This is a genomic window from Daejeonella lutea (genome assembly GCF_900168015.1).
GTDB lineage: Bacteria > Bacteroidota > Bacteroidia > Sphingobacteriales > Sphingobacteriaceae > Daejeonella > Daejeonella lutea.
The window spans coordinates 1389370-1407268 of record NZ_FUYR01000001.1; the positions used below are offsets into that span (position 1 = coordinate 1389370).

Here is a 17899-nt window from a genome sequence, read left to right on the forward strand (position 1 = left end):
AATTAATTGCAATTAAAGATTACTTTCCAAACTCCTCATACCTCGCCCGGATGAAATTAAAAAGTCCGTACAGCATCAATCCGATGCCGATAAGCGCCAGGAAATACGGACCGTAATCACTATGACTCAGCATACCGAAAGCTTTTGACGTATCACCAGCCTCATTGGAATTTGAACTTAACGCCGCCTGAATAAATAAATACGAAAACAACAGCCAGACTACTCCGCGTGCTATATAACCCAGCTTACCGGCAGTGAGCAGATATTGTTTTGCAGCTGCAGGCACATGCTTATTAACGTGTTTGCGATATTTTTCGGAAAGCCCATAATAGATCTGGTACACGCCTACTGCAAGCAGGATCACAGCCGCGAAACCGACCAGCCATTGTCCCATAGGTTGGGAAAGCATTTCCTGGGCTGCGTCCTGCGACCTGCTACCTGAATCCTTTTTGTGATAAACTGCCATCTTGAAGGCACTAAATGCAACAGACGCATATACAAGGCCGCTAAAGAGATATCGTCCCCTAACTGCAAGTCCTTTTGTGTCATCACCCTTTTCCTCGGAATCACCGAATGCCTGGATCATTCTCCATATCACGTAGCAGATTAGTCCGGCAATTACAATCCATAGCAGGACCGCTCCAGCCGGCTGGTCGTATATGAAGTCGAATACCCCTGATTTACTGGTATTCTGTGAGGATTTTCCGCTTATCCCGAATGCCGCCATAAAAGCCAGGGCTCCAAGTAGCACGTAAACGATCCCTTTCGCTGACAACCCGGCACGGGCAATAGGTTTCATATTACGGGTGATGATGTTTTTTGGCATAAGATCTTAATGTATATCGCTACCGATAGAATACAGTATAACCCGCTGAATGGTGTTTTGTGTTGGGAAGGATTGGAATTATTAGGAGTTGAAAAGATTTTAGTAGGCCACCATGCAATGGCGGCTAATTAGACCCCACAAATAACAAAACGTACACCAAGCGTCCGAATCCGAACAATTACGATGCATAGTATACCATACAAAATATTGATTAACAGAGTATTATATTCGTGGTACGGATTTTACTTCAGGCAGTCTTAAGCTGAAGATATCTCACCATGATAAAGAACTACTTCAAGATCGCATTCAGAAATTTGATCCGTAACAGGAATTATGCGGTAATAAATATTGTCGGGCTGGCGGTAGGAATTGCCGTTTGCATGGTGATTTTCTTTATTATACAATTTCACAACAGTTTCGACTCCTTCCATGCAAAGAAAGAAGGGGTTTACCGGCTGCTGACTGAACATCAGGCGGAAGGAGTCAGTGCTTCTGCCAGCACGAGTATTCCTTTCCCAATGCCCCGCAGCTTGAAATCAGCCTTCCCTGAAGTGCAGGTTGCTCCCATTTATGCCAGCCGGAACGATCAGCTTCAAGTGCTAGATGCAAGTGGACGTCCGGTAAAGAACTTCAAGGAACAAACCGGGGTATTTTACACTGATCCCTCCTTTTTTAAGATGTTTGACTTTCCGCTGCTGGCAGGCTCATACGCTTCGTTGAACGATCCGAACAATGTGTTCCTGACGAAAGAGATTGCGGAAAAATATTTCGGGGACTGGAAAAGTGCGCTGGGTAGAAACATCCGTCTAACAGGATATTATCGCATCGGATCAGCTTTATTTCAGTTTCCACCAATTGTGCTGAATATAACCGGGATTCTGCAAACCATTCCCGCCAATACTGACTTCCAGCTCAAGTTGGTAATAGCCTGGGGAACTGATTTCACGGGAGATAATATCTATGGTTTACAGCAGCCCGAATGGGGCCACAGTTCCCCGGAATTTGGGAGCTATGTACTGCTGCCTCCGGGCATGACTGCTGATCGATTCGACCGGCAGTTGAAGACGCATACAGCCAAGTTGCAATCGGCTGGAAACAGCGATACTTACACCATACAATCCTTGAGTGAGGTACATTATGACACAGAAATTGGCAATTACAGCAGTAAAACCATTAGCCGCGACCTGATCCGTGTGCTGTGGCTGATTGCTGCTTTTATTATCCTGATAGCCTGTGTCAATTTTATAAACCTTGCCACTGCTCAGGCAGCCACACGGGCGAAGGAAGTTGGAGTAAGGAAAGTGCTGGGCTCTAACCAGTATCAGCTACAGATCCAGTTCATTGTTGAAACATTCCTAATTGTAAGCGGGGCCGTTTTGCTTGCTGTTCTGCTTACTATTTTCGTCCTCCCTTCGGTTGCAAGTCTTCTGGAGCTATCGCTTTCCTTTAATGCCTTAATCAAGCCTGACTTAATCGCATTTCTTATCGGACTTACACTACTCGTAACTGCCCTCGCCGGCTTCTATCCAGCGGTGGTGCTTTCGCGTTTCAACCCGGTTAACGCCTTAAAGAGCAAGCTGAATGAAGCTACAGGAAAAGGCATTTCATTACGTCGCGGACTGGTGGTATTTCAGTTTATTATTGCACAGGGACTAATCATTGGAACGCTGATCATCGCAAAACAAATAAACTTCTTTATGGATCAGCCGCTCGGCTTCGATAAAGAGGCTATCGTGAATGTTCCCTTTCGCCCTGACAGTACCGGCACACGCGGCACGGATTATTTAAGGCAGCAGCTTATGAAGGTAAATGGTGTTCAGTCTTTAAGCTTCAGCTCAAACACTCCTGCTGAAGATGATAATGAGATGTGGAGCAAGGTACAGTTGGTGAATGATAGTAAAGAATCTGATTTCCAGGTGATCACCAAGTTCGCAGATGAGGGCTATGTTGACACATATAAATTGCAGCTGGTCGCCGGCAAGAACCTTCAACCTTCCGGTCATACCTCTGAATTTCTGGTGAATGAGTCACTTGTAAAAAGCCTTGGGTTTAAACGGCCGGAGGATATTCTTAATAAAGAACTCAGCATCATGGGCGGCTTAATTAAATTACCTGTTGTAGGAGTGCTTAAAGATTTTAATGACCGCTCATTACGCCATGGCCTTGCCCCTTTGGTGATCACCACTAACAGTACCATGTATCGTCAGACGGCCATCAAACTTTCAACTACGAATATAAATGCTACGCTTGGTGCAATTCAAAAGGTCTGGGAACAAAGCTTCCCGGATTATGTATACGAATACAAGTTTCTGGATGAGAAGATTGAAAGCTTTTACAAACAGGAAGATCAGCTAGCACAATTATATAAGATCTTTGCTTCTATAGCGATTTTCCTCAGCTGTCTCGGTTTGTACGGCTTAGCCTCATTCATGGCAGTGCAGCGGATACAGGAAGTTGGCATCAGGAAAGTGCTGGGTGCATCAGCAGGAAATATCGTTCTCCTTTTCTCGAAAGAATTTATTGTCCTTATTGCAGTGGCATTTCTAATTGCAAGCCCACTCACCTGGTACTTCATGAATAACTGGCTGCAGGATTACGTTTATCGGATTAATATCAGCTGGTGGCTTTTCGCTGCAGGTGGCCTGGCTGCGATGATCGTGGCGCTGGCAACAATAAGTTTCCAGGCTGTAAAGGCAGCGGGAGCAAATCCGGTGAAGAGCCTGAAGGTGGGTTGACGGTGGACGGTGGACAGTTGAGGGTGGACAGTTGACAGTTGACGGTGGACGGTTGACAGTTGACAGTTGACAGCCTGCCGTAATTCTTAATTCTTAATTCCTATTCCCTACTTAAAACGTTCGTATCCATGGCCGGCTTACCAGTGGTGAAAATGGCCATGGAATGGAGGTAAGTATGATCAAAAGTCCGATACTGAACCAGATTGCCATTGTTTTAAACTTCTCTTGATCAGTTGGCATGCCTTTTACTTTGCCTGATCCGGTGGTGATCACTCCTACCGCGATGATCATCATCGTGATGTGCTCCATGCCGAAGAAACGGATCTCCCGAAGGTGAATGGCATCTTTGAAATTATGTAAAAAGTAATCGACAATCGGGCTGAGAAAATAAAGGATCACGCCAAGGAGGAATTGTATCTCAGCAAATCTTGCGGTGAGGGCACGCGACAGATTATCATGCTTTGCAAAAGGTTTCGTTCTGAGCCAGCCAATGTACGCGCGGGAGATAGAATAGAGCAGGCTGATCAATACGAACCAGCGAATGAGAGAATGAAGGGCAATAATTGTTGGGTACATTGAAAGGGCTAATTATGCTCCAAATTGGTGAATAGCGTTATACAAATGCAGAATACCTTGATCCTATGAATCCTTTCCTATCAATCCTATTCCACCATTTTAATCCTCTAATCCTATCATCCTACTAATTCTATTCCAGACAATCCTAATCCAGGTCTCTTAATATATAATACCCCTGCTTCCAGTACCCATTCTCCTCATAAAACCGGTGCGCATCCACTCTATGAAATGAAGATTCTAATCCTAATACCTGGCAGCCGTGCATTTTGACAATCTCCTCAGCGTCGTCCAGTAGCTGCTTTCCGATGCGCTGGCTTCGCATGCTCTCATCCACAACCAGCTCATCAATATTAGCCAGGTTCCCTTCTGCCTTTAAATTGTTCCGGATACTTATTGAGCATAGTCCGACCAGTCGGTTCCCCTGCACCGCTACACGAATTATATGCCCCTCGAGCTTGAAGGATCTAAGAAATGCTTCTTTTAGTGCCGTTTGATTCAGTTCACGGTCGGGCCATAGCTGCTGCAGCAATGCAACAACCTCTTCGCAATCCTCAGGCCTGCTTTCTCTTATATGAACCGCAATCTGGTTGCTTTCGCTCATGGGTTGTTTGAATTAAGAATTACGATTATCCACCATGCCACCCTAAACCAATTCACATTCCCCGTATCTTGATACTTGATACTTGATACTCGATACTTGATACTCGATATTTCTACCTGTTCTCCAATTCCACTATTCTGCTTCTCCTGCCACTCGCATCAAATGCAGCTGCTTTTATGGTGCTTCGCTCCGTGATCGGACCGGTATACAATTTACTCAGAACCGCAGGATCGGAGCCGTCCGTGGTATACCGAACCTCGAGGCCAGGATACTGGATATTAGCGACAACACGGCGGCCCTCCTGTTTAAGGCCAGGTTCCGGAATGCGATATGAATATCCGCCGTTATAATAAGTTAATCGTGGTAGCTCACGTTTGCCCAACCGATTCGCAAACTCGATCCATGATTGATTATAGAGCACATCTGCCTGAGCAGCATCGCTAATTGTAGCCCAATCCGGGTCTTTTGACCAGGCACGTTCAGCCAGGCCCAGTAGTTTTGGAAGTAACATGTATTCCAGTCGGCCTGTACTTATATTGTTCTCCGACCAAAGGAGCCCCTGAACACCCACGATATTTGACTTTCCGTAGTCTGTTAAACGAATCTTGCCAGTCTGGTCAAGCTTACCGATCGGGTTTCCCTGACCGTTCTCTTTTACATTCTTTAGCATGTCGAAGGGAATAAAATAAAATGGCTTGTCAGCATCAACCAGTCCGCCCCACTTATAACCCGGCTCGAAATACGAGTTGTTGTATGCCAAGTCAAAATATTGATTAGAAACTGGTGACAGTACCACTTTGTAGCCGCCATTTGCCAGGCGGTAAGCAAGATCTTCAGCACCCGAGCCAATCGTATTATTCCAGACATTCAGATGGAAGTTGTCATCCGCGAAATCCGGGTTTGCAATATAATGAGACTTGCCATCGAGGGTGGTTTTGCGCATGCCTGCTTCCTCCCAACCGGAAACATACAGTCCACGTTTCTTCACCATATCATTTAGTTTGCCAAAGTAGTAATACCACAAATCATCTGTGGTTTTGATCTTAGGATTTGTCTTTTGAAGCGCTAAATAGGCTGGTGACTTCTCCCAAACACCCGCCGGAACTTCATCGCCGCCGAAATGAATTGTTTTCAAAGGTGCTCCTGCTTCCTTGTACATAGCAATCAGGTCGTCGGTAACCCTTTCCATAAAATTATAGGCAGATGGTAATGCCACATTGATGACATTATCGCTCCAGCCCTGGACAGAGCGATATTCGGACGAATCAGCGGGTTCGGCAAGGCGATACCGGTTCGCTTCCGCAGCTTTACCAGCCTTCATGAGCTTGGCATAACGGTTCTCCATAGACTTGATTGCCGCGCGGGCATGTCCGGGCGACTCAATTTCAGGTATCACACTGATATGCCTTACGGCCGCGTATTTCAAGATTTCTATGAAATCCTTTTTTGAATAATGGCCGCTGCCAGGAAGCACATTTACTGCGCCGCCCGAGCCGAATGAAGGTTGAATATTATTTTTGTTGTCGACCGTATGGCCACGCACACTACCCACTGTCGTTAATTCAGGGAGTGAAGGGATTTCAACACGCCATCCTTCATCGTCAGAAAAGTGCAGGTGCAGGGCATTTAATTTATACAGGCTCATTACATCGAGAACCTTCAGAATCTCTTCCTTAGGCTGGAAGTTTCTAGAAATATCAAGCATCAGACTGCGGTAGCCGAAACGGGGACCGTCCATCACTTCCACACCCGGGATCAGGATGGTTTGCTGTTTCCCCTTCCAGCTTGATGCCGGCATCAGAGTTTTCAGGGACTGGATGCCATAAAATGCGCCTGAGGGACTAGAGGCCGAGATTACCACACCAGCCGAGGTAACTTTTAGTGAATAGTTCTCTGGGGCCATCCGCGTATTCTTCTGAAGTATGATTGAATTTCCCGTCGGTAGTTCTGGAACGATCCCAGGTTTTAACAATAATACTTTCTCCAACTCGCTGGCAAGATAGTTGGCCTCTTTCGCAAATGCCGGCTCAGCATAAATCCGCGTTCCGGCATAGAGTGAAAATTGTCCTGTTGCAGTATTATATAAAGCGGGTGTCGGAAATATCTTAACAAGCTGTTCTTCATCAACATCCTTAACCACCAGGTTTCTGGCAAAAACGTTAGCCGGATTCATCCAGCTATTTGATGCCGCAGCGAGGCTTTTTAAAAATGTGTTGTCTGGATCAGGATAAGTTGCCGGCACCGGAATAGCTTTCGTTGGTGCGCTGTCCATTACCAGATAAAAGCCCTGCGGGTTCATTGTGATGTTGTCTATTGATCCTGAGCGGACCATTGGGTAGTTGATGCTTGCCCCGGCAGCAATACCATCAGATGCCGGATTGGGTTCAATTTTATATAAATCGCCATTTATATAGGAGATAGTCAGGCCGCGGCTTTCCGGCTTAGGAAAACTTCCGCTATAATTGAAATATAATGTCCATCCATTCGGTGGAAGATCGATATCAGAATCGTTAAAGATTATCAAATTCGCCAAGGATTGGCTCTTCCCTTCATAGTTATTCTGGACTGGCTTCCATTCCACCCGCAGCTTATAGGCCGGAGCTGGTTTTGCCGCGCTTGTTGTGGTAGTTGTTTTAGCTGGTGTTGTTTTTGCCGGTGTAGTCTTGGCTGGTGTAGTCTTCGCCGGCGCAGCTTTCGCCGGGGTAGTTTTAGCTGGCGTAGTTTTAGCTGGCGTAGTTTTAGCTGGCGTGGCTTTAGCTGGCGTAGTTTTGACTTGTGAAAATGCAGGTACTGCAAGTGCAACTAGTAGTAGAATGAAGAGGTTAAGGGCTTTGGTCTGTGATATGAAAGTCCTGATCATAGGGAGATGGTTTTAAATTTGGGGAAAATTACGAAAAAGGAATAAGATTGTCTGGACTAGGATTCATAGGATGATAGGATTAAGATTGTCTTAACTAGGATTCATAGGGTGATAGGATTAAGATTGTCTGGACTAGGATTCATAGGATGGTGGGATTAAAATTGCCTTAACTAGGATTCATAGGGTGATAGGATTAAGATTGTCTGGGATAGGATTTATAGGATGATAGGATTACCTCAACACCGCAACAGACCCCGACTTCTTAACCTTCCCGTTCTTATCATCAACGCCATCTACAAACCAATAGTACACCCCAACCGGAAGCGATGTTCCGTTTTTGTTTCCATCCCAATAATTATAGATATCGGTGGTGGTAAATACAACATCACCCCACTTATTGAATATTTTGAAACTTTTGACTGTGATTGCGTTGTCAATAAGTACAGTAAGCAGGTCATTTATGCCGTCGCCATTAGGTGTGAAGGTATTCGGAATGACGATGCCCTCGTAGATAATATTTGCTACTACCGGCTCGACGATGCTGCATCCGGCTGCATTGGTTACTTTAATGTAAAAGGTTGCATCCCTGTTAACGGCCTTTGCATCGGCCACAGGCACAGTAGCCTTTGGATCCCGCCAATAAGAGTATTTCATCGTCGGATCCGGTATAAAGCTCCGGGTCAGGTCGACTGTTGCGGGGTAATCAACCGGGTCAGGATCTGTTATCGTAATGGTAGGTTTTTCGGCAATTATGGCTTTAAACTCGGCGATAGCGAAACAGCCGCGCTTGTTTTGCCCCTTGATGTAATAGGTGCCGCTCTTCGTAATCTTCTTTGGGTTGGGATGCGGAATTGTAGCATTTGCATCCTCCCAGTAAGTATAAGTCAGATCCGGATAATTCCCCGAAACATGCGTCGGCAAAGTCATGTCAACCGATACACATTCGGGAGGAGGCTGCTTCACACGAATGGTGAGTCCCTGTAGTGTTGTATAAAGAGTTTGTATACAGCCAAGCCCAGGGAAGGGTATAAGTTTCAACGCAATATTAGTGCCTACCGGTGTATCAGCCGGCAGTACCAGGCTATCGGCAGTTCCGAGTAAATCGCCGGTTTGAGTATTTCTCCATTCATATTCGTTAAACCCGGGTAATGATTTCAGTACGATTGGCTCAGCCCCAGGGCAGATGATATTTCCGGTAACCGGGAACGAACAATTCTCGGTAACATCGAGGTATACATATCCAAAGTGGGCATTAAAGGTGCAATCGTTGCTCGTAAACTCAAGCCTGATACGATGCCCAATATAATCTGTCAGATTAAGCAATACCGGCGACCATGGTTTATAAACTACATCATTTTGAGTTTCCGACCGCTTAAAACCAGGCAAAGCGCCACCTGCTACAAATTCAAAAGAACCACAGCTGGTTGAGGCACTATTAGTTTCATCGATGATCTGAACGGTAAACTTCGGTTGTTCATAGGGCTGGTGATTGGGAGCCTGAAGGACCACCGCATAATTGAATATAACTGAATACGCCGCGACATTTGCAGGGACTTCAAACGAGTAGCTAACACGTTCGGCACCATGCCCGCCTACATTATTTCCCAGCTTAACGATGTACTCACTGCCATTCGGAGAATTGAGAGGGAATCCACCGTACTCATCCTTGTCGATTCCCTTGGGAATGATGGTATGCTGGCCATATTGAGGACCTGTTTCACTAAGATCATAATTTGTTGTCCGGACATTGTTATTATTCACCACATTGACAAAGCCGCTATACGCTCTCCAGTTTGCGAAGGTCCCGGTTTCAAAGCCAATATTTTGAGGGCAATCGTTAATGCTCTGAGGGTAACTATGTATTGTGCTAAAAAAGCAAGTTAGGAATATGAGAGCCCTCGTCAGCATGGCTATTTTACTTCAAAGGTTGAAGATGCGACACCTGGCTGACCTGACGGTGTGATTCCCTGAACAACGATAGTGTATTTTCCTTTTTGATCAGAGGTATAAAAGGTCATTTTTCTCTTACCGCTAGCATCGATGGCCGCATCGGGCAACCAAAATAACAAATTACGAAAATCAGGTAAACGGTCTGCTGCTTGTGCCTCGGTTTCATAAACCGGGGAATAGAATTCTCTTCTCAGCTGAGTGCCTTCATAATCGACAACTGTCGCCCTGCTGTCCAATTGAAAGTCAGGAAGGTTGTTTTTATAAGACTTGAAATTAATTATGCTGTTAAATGTGACAGGCCCCTGGTAGTATTTCTTAGTAAGAACATCAATAGTTTTCACCTTCTTCGGATCATACTTAACCATCTTGGTTCCGCGATCGAATACGGGCACTCCATCGTATAATACTAAGGGCTCAACATTTTTATAGGTATCATTGTAATGGGGTTTGAATGAAACCCAAACGGAAAACTCGTCTCTCTGCCTTGTGACGGGCACTTCTAATACATACTCTCTCAGCACTTCTTCCATGGTATTAAATCTCACAAAGTTATCCAGAAGATAACTCTTGTCGGGCTTTAGATAGAAGGACACACTATCCTGCGGCTTCGCATAAAAGGTCCGCAATTTTTCGTTAAGGTAGACATTCTGCACCTGGTTTCCAACGCTCAGAGTCAGAAGTTCATCTTTAAAATTCTCGGTAAGAGGATCGCTCAATAGCGAATAATTAGTGGTTTTAGCTGAGAAAGGACTTAGAAGTTCGATGTGATAAGTCGAATCCTGCTTGTAATTGGTCTGGGCAACGAGCTCAGACGGGCCATAAATATCTTTTGTATAGAATTTAAGGTCGCCAGAAGTATTGCTCCGTGCGGTGTAGAGCCGGACATTCTTTCCGGGAACTGACAGATACGATACGATTCCACCTGCAGGTGAGTTCGTGCGCGAGTCTGTTAACTTAGCGCTTATAATATGACCCTCGATTTCTGGCAGGAAAGTTATTGCTGCAGGCTTGCCGCCCATAGCCTCCTCCCATACAAATCTTCTCCAGCCGTGAGTAAGCATTAAGTTATCAAGGGCTTCGTTGGCTTGTGGGTCAGTATTCTTAAGATAATATCCAGGGTCTTCGATGTTGCCCCTGAGATCTGATTTCAGCCATAAATAGTTTAATATGTCTGTGCTATTTGATGAGAGCCCATTTGATGCATATACACCCACTGACGCCTCAGCTAGAGTTGCTGCACCATTTTCAGTGATTGCTGCAAGATCCAGGGTAACTTTCTTCCGTTTACCATATTGCAGCTGATCCGGTTTTACCGTAAACGTTAGTTTGGAGGAAGGACGTTTGAAATAAAGACGCTCGGCTACAGGTTGACCGGAACTGCTGAAGACTGTGAAATGTGAAATCCCATCGCCCAGGATAGACTTATCGATCTGATAAACTGCCTTACCCTCGTTTAGCCTTAGTTTCTCAGCAAGCCTGGTCTGCTGGCGGGTATGCACGAGCAATAAAATTTCCCTGGCATCTGATGTATTTCCTGCAATACTCACATTTAACTTGCCTGAAGTCTCGCTTAAGGACATGACAAAGCCCGATTTATTAGGCTGTGGTAAGTCGACAGTACGGGTTTGTCCGCCAGGCAGGTTCAGAACTGCTTTGTATGACTTGTTGCTTCCGGTTTCCATTATAAAATTGCCGATACCGAATTTTAATGGCCTGAAGCGGGTAATAGTGTCATTTCTTTCATCAACAATACTGCCCCTAAAGTCTACACCCCGGCCGCTATCATCAACCACTCTGAACCCAACCTTCGAAGCAAGCCCTTCCACGAGACTGCCTCCTTCCGGGAAAAACTGAATGTCGTAATTCCTGACGCTTGCTGTAGGTAGCCTGACAGGCTTAGCGAGTGTATTCACGATATGCAGTGGCTTTTCAAAGAAATAGTCAGCGCTGAAGTTTTTCATCCAGCTGGTGTAGGATCTTATCCGATAGGTACCGGAACTGAGATCGCCAGGCAAATGAAGAGAGCCATTTCCTGTTCCTTTATCGAGCGCAATCTTAGCCTGCATGACCGGCTTATGATCCTGATCCAGGATCTCTGTATAAGCTATTTTGCTGAAGTCAAGCAGGCTGTTGGATTCCGAGCCCACATTATAAACCTTGAACCATACGATCTCGCCGGCCAGATACAGGTCCTTATCGGTGTGCAGGTAAACTTTTTCCTGCAGATTGCTCTTGCTGAAGCGGTTAAATCGGGAGCTGATACTGTCCAGGCTCACCGATTGGGCAAAGGTATCGCTAACCAATAGCAAGAAGCCCAGCAGGCACAGCAATCTTTGCCGGCAAAACATTCCCTTGATTCCTTGTGTGAGTTCTCGCATCGTCATATCCTACCAAAATGCGGGTTTAACATTAGTACCGCTGCGCAGCCGGCAGTCGAGGCATGAAGCAGGAGTTGCAGTCCAGTGTGTTATGCCACCAGCACTGTTTTGCACTGGATATTGCGGAGTATATGCAGCGCCTGGTCCGAAATGCACAGCAAGACTATCACGGTCGTTTTTAACTGGAAATGTATTACAATTCAGGCGGAAGCCCCAGCCGGGAACATCGCTGATCGTAATAAACAATCTCTTTTCAAGCACCGGAGCAATCACGATATAGCCAATAGCAACATCATTCTTATCGCTCACATTCCTGATATTGCCAACTAACTCTGAAGGCTGTGCGTCAAAAAAGGAGCCCAATTGCTCTGTGTTCCTTTTCATCATGCTCAGGTATTCAAAAGCTTCAAAGTTGAGGGCATATTGTCTGACAAGTATGCTGTACCGCACGCTTAATTTGTCAGAAATATTCGGGATAAAGGCTACGCGGTGACGGGAAACCACATCCGCACTAAGCTTTGCCGTTGAGAAAATATCAATATTAGTAGACCGCTGCGACTTATAGCAGGTAAACATCAAGGCAGACTCCTTTGAATCGCGCGCCACAACGGCTATTCCCCCCATTGGTCCGGGTACACCGGAGTATTTTGCGGAATCAATGGAACGTATTTCCCAGTCTTCTTCAAAATCCCACTGGTAATATTTTGTATTATTCTGACTGTCCTGGGCATCAACATAAATGCCAACACCTTCCGGCGACCTTTCCCAGTAAAACTTATCAATGGGAGGGGTATTTTTAACAGCCAGGGCATCCGACATATACTCCACACCCGCGCTTGTTCGGATCCGGAGACGGTATTTCTGTGTACTGTTCAAGCTGAGCGCCGGTATTGAATAGAGCCCACCGGTCTTCTCGGCCAGAGTAACCGCTGTATTATTTTCAGAGAGAACCTGAACAACGGCCTTTGGCTCTGGCTTTATCACCACCTTATCATCCAGGTCCAGTGTACGACTGAGATAGATATTCGTAACGCCCGACGGATTGATCACTCCCTCTACAATTAAGGCGCTACTGAACCCGTTGATTGCTTCCGGGTTGAAAGGCTTCTTACATCCGACCACGGTGAGAAGAGCAAAAATTCCTATCGTAAATAGTTTCCTCATTGTTTTTCCCTGTTCAAGACTCCGCCCAATTCTAAATAATGAATGGCAATTCGTCATTGGTTTACTAATTCTTAATTCCTAAGCAGATAAAGCCTTCTTTACTGCGATGTTATCTTGTAGCTGTAGCAGCACCATCCTACGTTTATCCTACGTTTATCTTACGTTTGAAGCTTGGCGATGCCTACGTTATAGCAAACTCACCCTTCTTTATCGTTTATCCATTAACTTGATTCCTTCTCCCTCATCTTATTTCTAACATCACATATCTCAAATCCCGAATCTTCCGTCTCTTATCCCGCTCGCCACTAAAACCTAATATTATAATTCACATACGGGATAGCGTTGCCAAAAACCGACAAGCGGTAACCCTTTATTACACCTTTCTCAGAAGTAAAATAAGTTGAGTATGGATTATCGCGGCCGGTTAGGTTATATATTCCAACGGTCCATGAGCTATGCGTTAACTGATGGATCTTGTGATTACCTTCAATGTTCATGGAAACGTCAGTGCGGAAATAATCAGGGATCCGCAGCTGGTTTCGGCCTGAATACCGGGCTCTCAGTGAACCGGCATAAAAGTACTTGCCAACCGGCACTGTTATTGGCCTGCCAGTACTGTAAGTGGTATTCAAAGACATGCTGAACCGGTGCGAAAAGCGGTAATTTCCAACCAGGGTAAGATCGTGGGGCTTATCAAAATTGGAAGGATAGTATTCGCCGTTATTGATGAGCTGTGCAGCCGTGGGATCATCCATACGGAGCAAAGTGCGCGAATATGTGTAACCCAGCCAGCCATTTAACTTGCCGGTCAGCTTTTTGACCAGCAGCTCAACACCATATGCTTTGCCCTGTGTATTAATGACATCCCGCTCAATATCATGATTCATCACCAGGACTGCTCCGTTGCGGTAATCGAGGTAATCCTTCAGGCGCTTATAATATCCCTCAACAGAAGTCTCAATTGTATTGGATTTAAAGTTCTTATAAAGCCCGAGAGATACCTGGTCGCCAAACTGCGGTTTTATATTGGGATCACTCAGCTTCCATATGTCGGTTGGTGCCATAGCAGCAGTGTTCGACAGAACGTGGATATATTGCCTCAGTGTATTATACCCGGATTTCACGGACAGGTCTTCCGTGATCTGATAGCGGGCTGAAAAGCGCATTTCCGGTCCGTGGTAAGTCTTCACAATATCGCCTTTCTTAAAATCAGTACTTCCAAGCAAATTTGGCTCTGATCGGGGTAAGCCAGGAGCATAATTATTAATGGACTGCGGACCCATGTAATTAAACATCGAATACCTTAGCCCCAGATCAAGGGAAAGATTTGAAGTGAGATCAAACCGATCGCCGAAGTAAACAGCACTTTCATAAGCTTGTTCGGGTGCAATGATATCGCGGACAATCAGGGATTCCTTGGCGTAGGGTGTAAACGAACCGGGATTAAGTTTGTACTGAATGGTACTGACACCAAAATCAAGGGTATGCTTCGGGCTAAGATAATAGGTGAAGTCTGTTTTAACATTGACCTGCTTGATGTCAAATCCAAGCTTGTAGGCATTCACTGGGTTGATATTGCTGCGGGTATTGTAATCGTAACTGCTAAATCCACCCACAAGTACGCCGGTAAACTTATTACTGAATACATGCTTCCATTTCATTGACACGTTTTTATTACTGTACGCGTACGATGTATCACTATTCAGATTTGAATCATCACTACTTAGGTAGCCGGTCAGGTACAGATTATTCTTATCATTGATCTTGTGACTGAGCCTGACGTTGGCGTCGTAAAACGATGCTTTGCTGTCTTTATAGTTAGAATCTTCGGGAAGCAGCCGCAATAACCAGTTCGAATAGGTTGTCCTCCCTCCTACAATAAATGACGTTTTATCCTTTATCAGTGGTCCTTCCACATTCAGGCGGCTGGTCAGAAGGCCGATCCCTGCCGTGCCCGCAAGTTTCCTGGAGTTACCATCCTTGCTGCTCACGTCGAGCACCGATGAAAGCCGGCCGCCGTAACGTGCGGGGATACTGCTTTTATACAGCTCCACGTCCTTTACCACGTCGGGATTAAATGCGGAGAAGAAGCCGAAAAAGTGAGAAGGGTTATAAATGGTCAGGTCGTCAAAAAGTATCAGGTTCTGATCTACTGCTCCACCCCGAACGTTAAAGCCGTTAGCAGCTTCGCCTACTGTTTTCACACCGGGAAGGGTTAACATGACGCGTACTACGTCGGCTTCGCCAAAAACTACCGGCACCTGCTTTATGGTAGCGATGCTCAGCTTCTCTACCCCCATCTGTACATTGCGCACATTGGCTGAATTTTCTGCGGATACCACTACCTCGCGCAGTGATAAAACCTGGGTTTTGATTTCGATGTCAAGCTTTCCTTCTGAGTAAAGCATGATCCGGCGTTTGGTATCGGATATACCGAGAGCCTTTATATTCAGGGTGTGGGCACCACGCGGCAGAATAAGTGAATAGTAGCCAAACTGGTCTGTATACGTTCCGATTCGTGGTGCGTCAGTAAAAACTGCAGCCCTGATGACAGGTGCACCATTTGCCGCATCCCGCACGTAACCAGCCAGAGCTACGTTACCGCCCTGTATCTCGCTGGTTTTTATTCCAATCTCAACCAGCTTGTTTTCCTGTGTCGATGTTACGCTTCCCTGTTCATTCTGATTATATACTGTTGCGAGCGTTGATGGTTCTTTTTGGTTGACTATTCGGCTTGAATCTTTTTCACTTTCAAATAATCCATAAGGCAGAGAGGCGTAGATTTCTTTATCACGGGTGAGGAACACGTTTCTGTCGGGATCGATTGTAAATTTAACCGGTGTATTTTCAAAAGCCTTTTTAAGGATAAATGCCAGAGGTTCGGATACGATCTTAACGGTGATGCGGACACTGTCCAGCTGCCTGGCATCATAGAAAAAGTGAAAATCAGCTTTTGATTCGATGTCACTTACTAACTGTTTGATTGTAGCGTTTTTTAAATCAACACTTAAAACGCCTGGCTCCTGCTGAGCATAAACGTCTGCGCAGGGAAGTAGACTAATAAACAAGATAAAATTGCGGATCAGTTTCATCTTTCACTGTTTAGCTGATCAAAATACGCCAGCATCATGACTATAGCTTTTTCACGTTCCTTACGGAACTTAATCTTGTTTTGCTTGAGATGTGCGAGAACCTCTTTCTGATATTTCCCCAGTACATCCAGGACAGATTTCTGGCTTGAAACCGGGTGAAATTTATCCCCGGTACGGACATAGATATCGCTCTTATCCCCTGAAAAAGAGATCCACACACCATCCGTATCTGTACTTATCAGGAAGTCTTTAGCCCGTTTAACTAAGATCTCGGATTTCCCTTTGTAGATCTGATCGTAGAAACCTTCACCTAGGTCGTACTGCCTGGCAGACTCACCAGCAATTCTGATAAAATGGTGGCCTTCAATAGTAAAATCGCTGATTTTTTCGGGGTGAAGGCTAATACGTGAATAATTATCAATGTATTGAACAACAACTTCCTGTTTGGCTATATCGAACCACATGGGAACATTCCTGTACACCATGCCGTCGTACCGGATCTCACCGCGCCGGACATCACCAGAAATGAAGAACTGCTGGCCTTTTTTTATGGGATGGGGATATCCAATGTAATCGACGCCACTATATATGGCAGCCTGATCTGCGAGACTTGCAGCATATATTTCCCGTGCATGCAGCAATGCCAGGTCTTCGTTACTATTCCTGCCTTGCTGGCTAAAAGCTGTATTTACAAGAAAGAAAGTGAATGTGAGAGTTAAAACCAGGGAACAACGATGGTTCATTAATTATTAATATCTAGGTAAGAAAGTCAAAAAGTTCTAACCATAAATGTACATAATTTGCAATGAATGAAGACATTGCAAAACTAAATTTGTCGCTATTTTTTAATAAAAGAACTAACATTTTGAAACACTTCGTGCAGACTCCGTGTTACCGAATAAAAAAAACAGCTATGAACTTGGAAAATATAACAGATAGGCTGAAAGACAATTTAAATATGTCTTCCCTGCGCGAAAACATTGGTTCAATTCAGTCTGAAAAGCCTAATGTGGATCTGACCGAAAGAATTTTATCCGTTATGGGCGGGGTTTTCTTAACCTATAAAAGTCTGAAAACTTTAAAGAATCACCCGTTTATTGGTGTGCAGGAGGCGATTGCAGGCGGTTTGCTAATATACAGGGGGGCCACTGGCTTCTGCCCTGTTTACAATGCATTGGATCAGGATGGTACCGATCCGGCAGCAGTGAATATTACTGAAACTTTTATAGTTGACCGTCCGCGTGAAGAAGTATACAAATTCTGGCGCCGCCTTGAAAACCTGCCCCGCTTCATGAAGCACCTTGCTTCAGTGGATGAATATGATCGAAAAAATTCCCATTGGCGGGCAAATCTTCCTGGTGAGATCCTGAAGCTGAACTGGAATGCGGAGATTACCCGTGAGGACGAAAATAATTATATCGGCTGGCAGTCCGTAGAAGGATCGATGGTCGAAAATGCTGGTAAAGTGACTTTCCATGACGCAATTAACGGCTCCGGAACAGAACTCACTGTCGACATCAGTTATTTCCCTCCGGCAGGAAGCCTTGGACAGGGAATCGCGCGACTATTAAACGGAGTCTTTGAGAAAGCTGTCCGAGAAGACGTGACAAACTTTAAGCACTATATCGAAGGGGAAGAATATAAGACCTATGAGCACAAACCTGCTTTGTGGGATCATGTGGAAGATGTGGTGAATACCTTTAAATAAATACCGTTC

Annotated in this window: 12 protein-coding genes; 3 read left to right on the forward strand and 9 right to left on the reverse strand. The window is 45.2% G+C overall.

The features are described from left to right. Window positions 1-19 precede the first annotated feature (19 nt). Window positions 20-826 (reverse strand): DUF1206 domain-containing protein, encoded by an 807-nt coding sequence (locus tag B5X60_RS06200; RefSeq protein ID WP_221406204.1) that lies wholly within the window; start codon window positions 824-826, stop codon window positions 20-22. 278 nt (window positions 827-1104) lie between these two features. Between B5X60_RS06200 and B5X60_RS06205 the strand changes: the two genes are divergently transcribed. After that, on the forward strand, window positions 1105-3561 hold the full coding sequence (locus B5X60_RS06205; protein WP_079701740.1) for an ABC transporter permease: 2457 nt from the start codon (window positions 1105-1107) through the stop codon (window positions 3559-3561). Window positions 3562-3672: 111 nt separating this feature from the next. Here the strand turns inward: B5X60_RS06205 and B5X60_RS06210 are convergent, their stop codons facing one another. The 3 genes from B5X60_RS06210 to B5X60_RS06220 all read right to left on the reverse strand — a co-directional run bounded on the left by B5X60_RS06210 (window position 3673) and on the right by B5X60_RS06220 (window position 7325). Continuing rightward, window positions 3673-4137 (reverse strand): hypothetical protein, encoded by a 465-nt coding sequence (locus tag B5X60_RS06210; protein ID WP_079701741.1) that lies wholly within the window; start codon window positions 4135-4137, stop codon window positions 3673-3675. Between the two features lie 145 nt (window positions 4138-4282). Beyond that, complete coding sequence (locus tag B5X60_RS06215) at window positions 4283-4738, reverse strand: GNAT family N-acetyltransferase (RefSeq protein WP_079701742.1); 456 nt, start codon at window positions 4736-4738, stop codon at window positions 4283-4285. Between the two features lie 112 nt (window positions 4739-4850). Then, window positions 4851-7325: a family 20 glycosylhydrolase gene (locus B5X60_RS06220; RefSeq protein WP_079702325.1), complete on the reverse strand. Its 2475-nt coding sequence runs from the start codon at window positions 7323-7325 to the stop codon at window positions 4851-4853. A gap of 34 nt (window positions 7326-7359) precedes the next feature. Between B5X60_RS06220 and B5X60_RS18630 the strand changes: the two genes are divergently transcribed. Further along, on the forward strand, window positions 7360-7614 hold the full coding sequence (locus B5X60_RS18630) for a pentapeptide repeat-containing protein (protein ID WP_221406206.1): 255 nt from the start codon (window positions 7360-7362) through the stop codon (window positions 7612-7614). 215 nt (window positions 7615-7829) lie between these two features. Here the strand turns inward: B5X60_RS18630 and B5X60_RS06225 are convergent, their stop codons facing one another. The 5 genes from B5X60_RS06225 to B5X60_RS06245 all read right to left on the reverse strand — a co-directional run bounded on the left by B5X60_RS06225 (window position 7830) and on the right by B5X60_RS06245 (window position 16925). Continuing rightward, on the reverse strand, window positions 7830-9506 hold the full coding sequence (locus B5X60_RS06225; protein WP_079701743.1) for a gliding motility-associated C-terminal domain-containing protein: 1677 nt from the start codon (window positions 9504-9506) through the stop codon (window positions 7830-7832). A gap of 2 nt (window positions 9507-9508) precedes the next feature. Next, window positions 9509-11926 carry a hypothetical protein gene (locus tag B5X60_RS06230; protein ID WP_079701744.1) on the reverse strand — a complete coding sequence of 806 codons (2418 nt, stop codon included), beginning with the start codon at window positions 11924-11926 and terminating at the stop codon, window positions 9509-9511. Between the two features lie 9 nt (window positions 11927-11935). Beyond that, window positions 11936-13090, reverse strand: a complete 1155-nt coding sequence (locus B5X60_RS06235; protein ID WP_170878393.1) for a DUF4249 domain-containing protein — start codon at window positions 13088-13090, stop codon at window positions 11936-11938. A gap of 305 nt (window positions 13091-13395) precedes the next feature. Further along, entirely contained in the window at window positions 13396-16182 is a 2787-nt protein-coding gene (locus B5X60_RS06240; RefSeq protein ID WP_079701746.1) for a TonB-dependent receptor, read from the reverse strand. Beyond that, window positions 16179-16925, reverse strand: coding sequence for a hypothetical protein (locus tag B5X60_RS06245; protein WP_079701747.1), 747 nt, complete (start codon window positions 16923-16925; stop codon window positions 16179-16181). The genes B5X60_RS06240 and B5X60_RS06245 overlap by 4 nt, the downstream gene beginning before the upstream one ends. A gap of 170 nt (window positions 16926-17095) precedes the next feature. Between B5X60_RS06245 and B5X60_RS06250 the strand changes: the two genes are divergently transcribed. After that, window positions 17096-17890 carry an SRPBCC family protein gene (locus tag B5X60_RS06250; protein ID WP_245803467.1) on the forward strand — a complete coding sequence of 265 codons (795 nt, stop codon included), beginning with the start codon at window positions 17096-17098 and terminating at the stop codon, window positions 17888-17890. The last annotated feature ends 9 nt before the right edge of the window (window positions 17891-17899 follow it).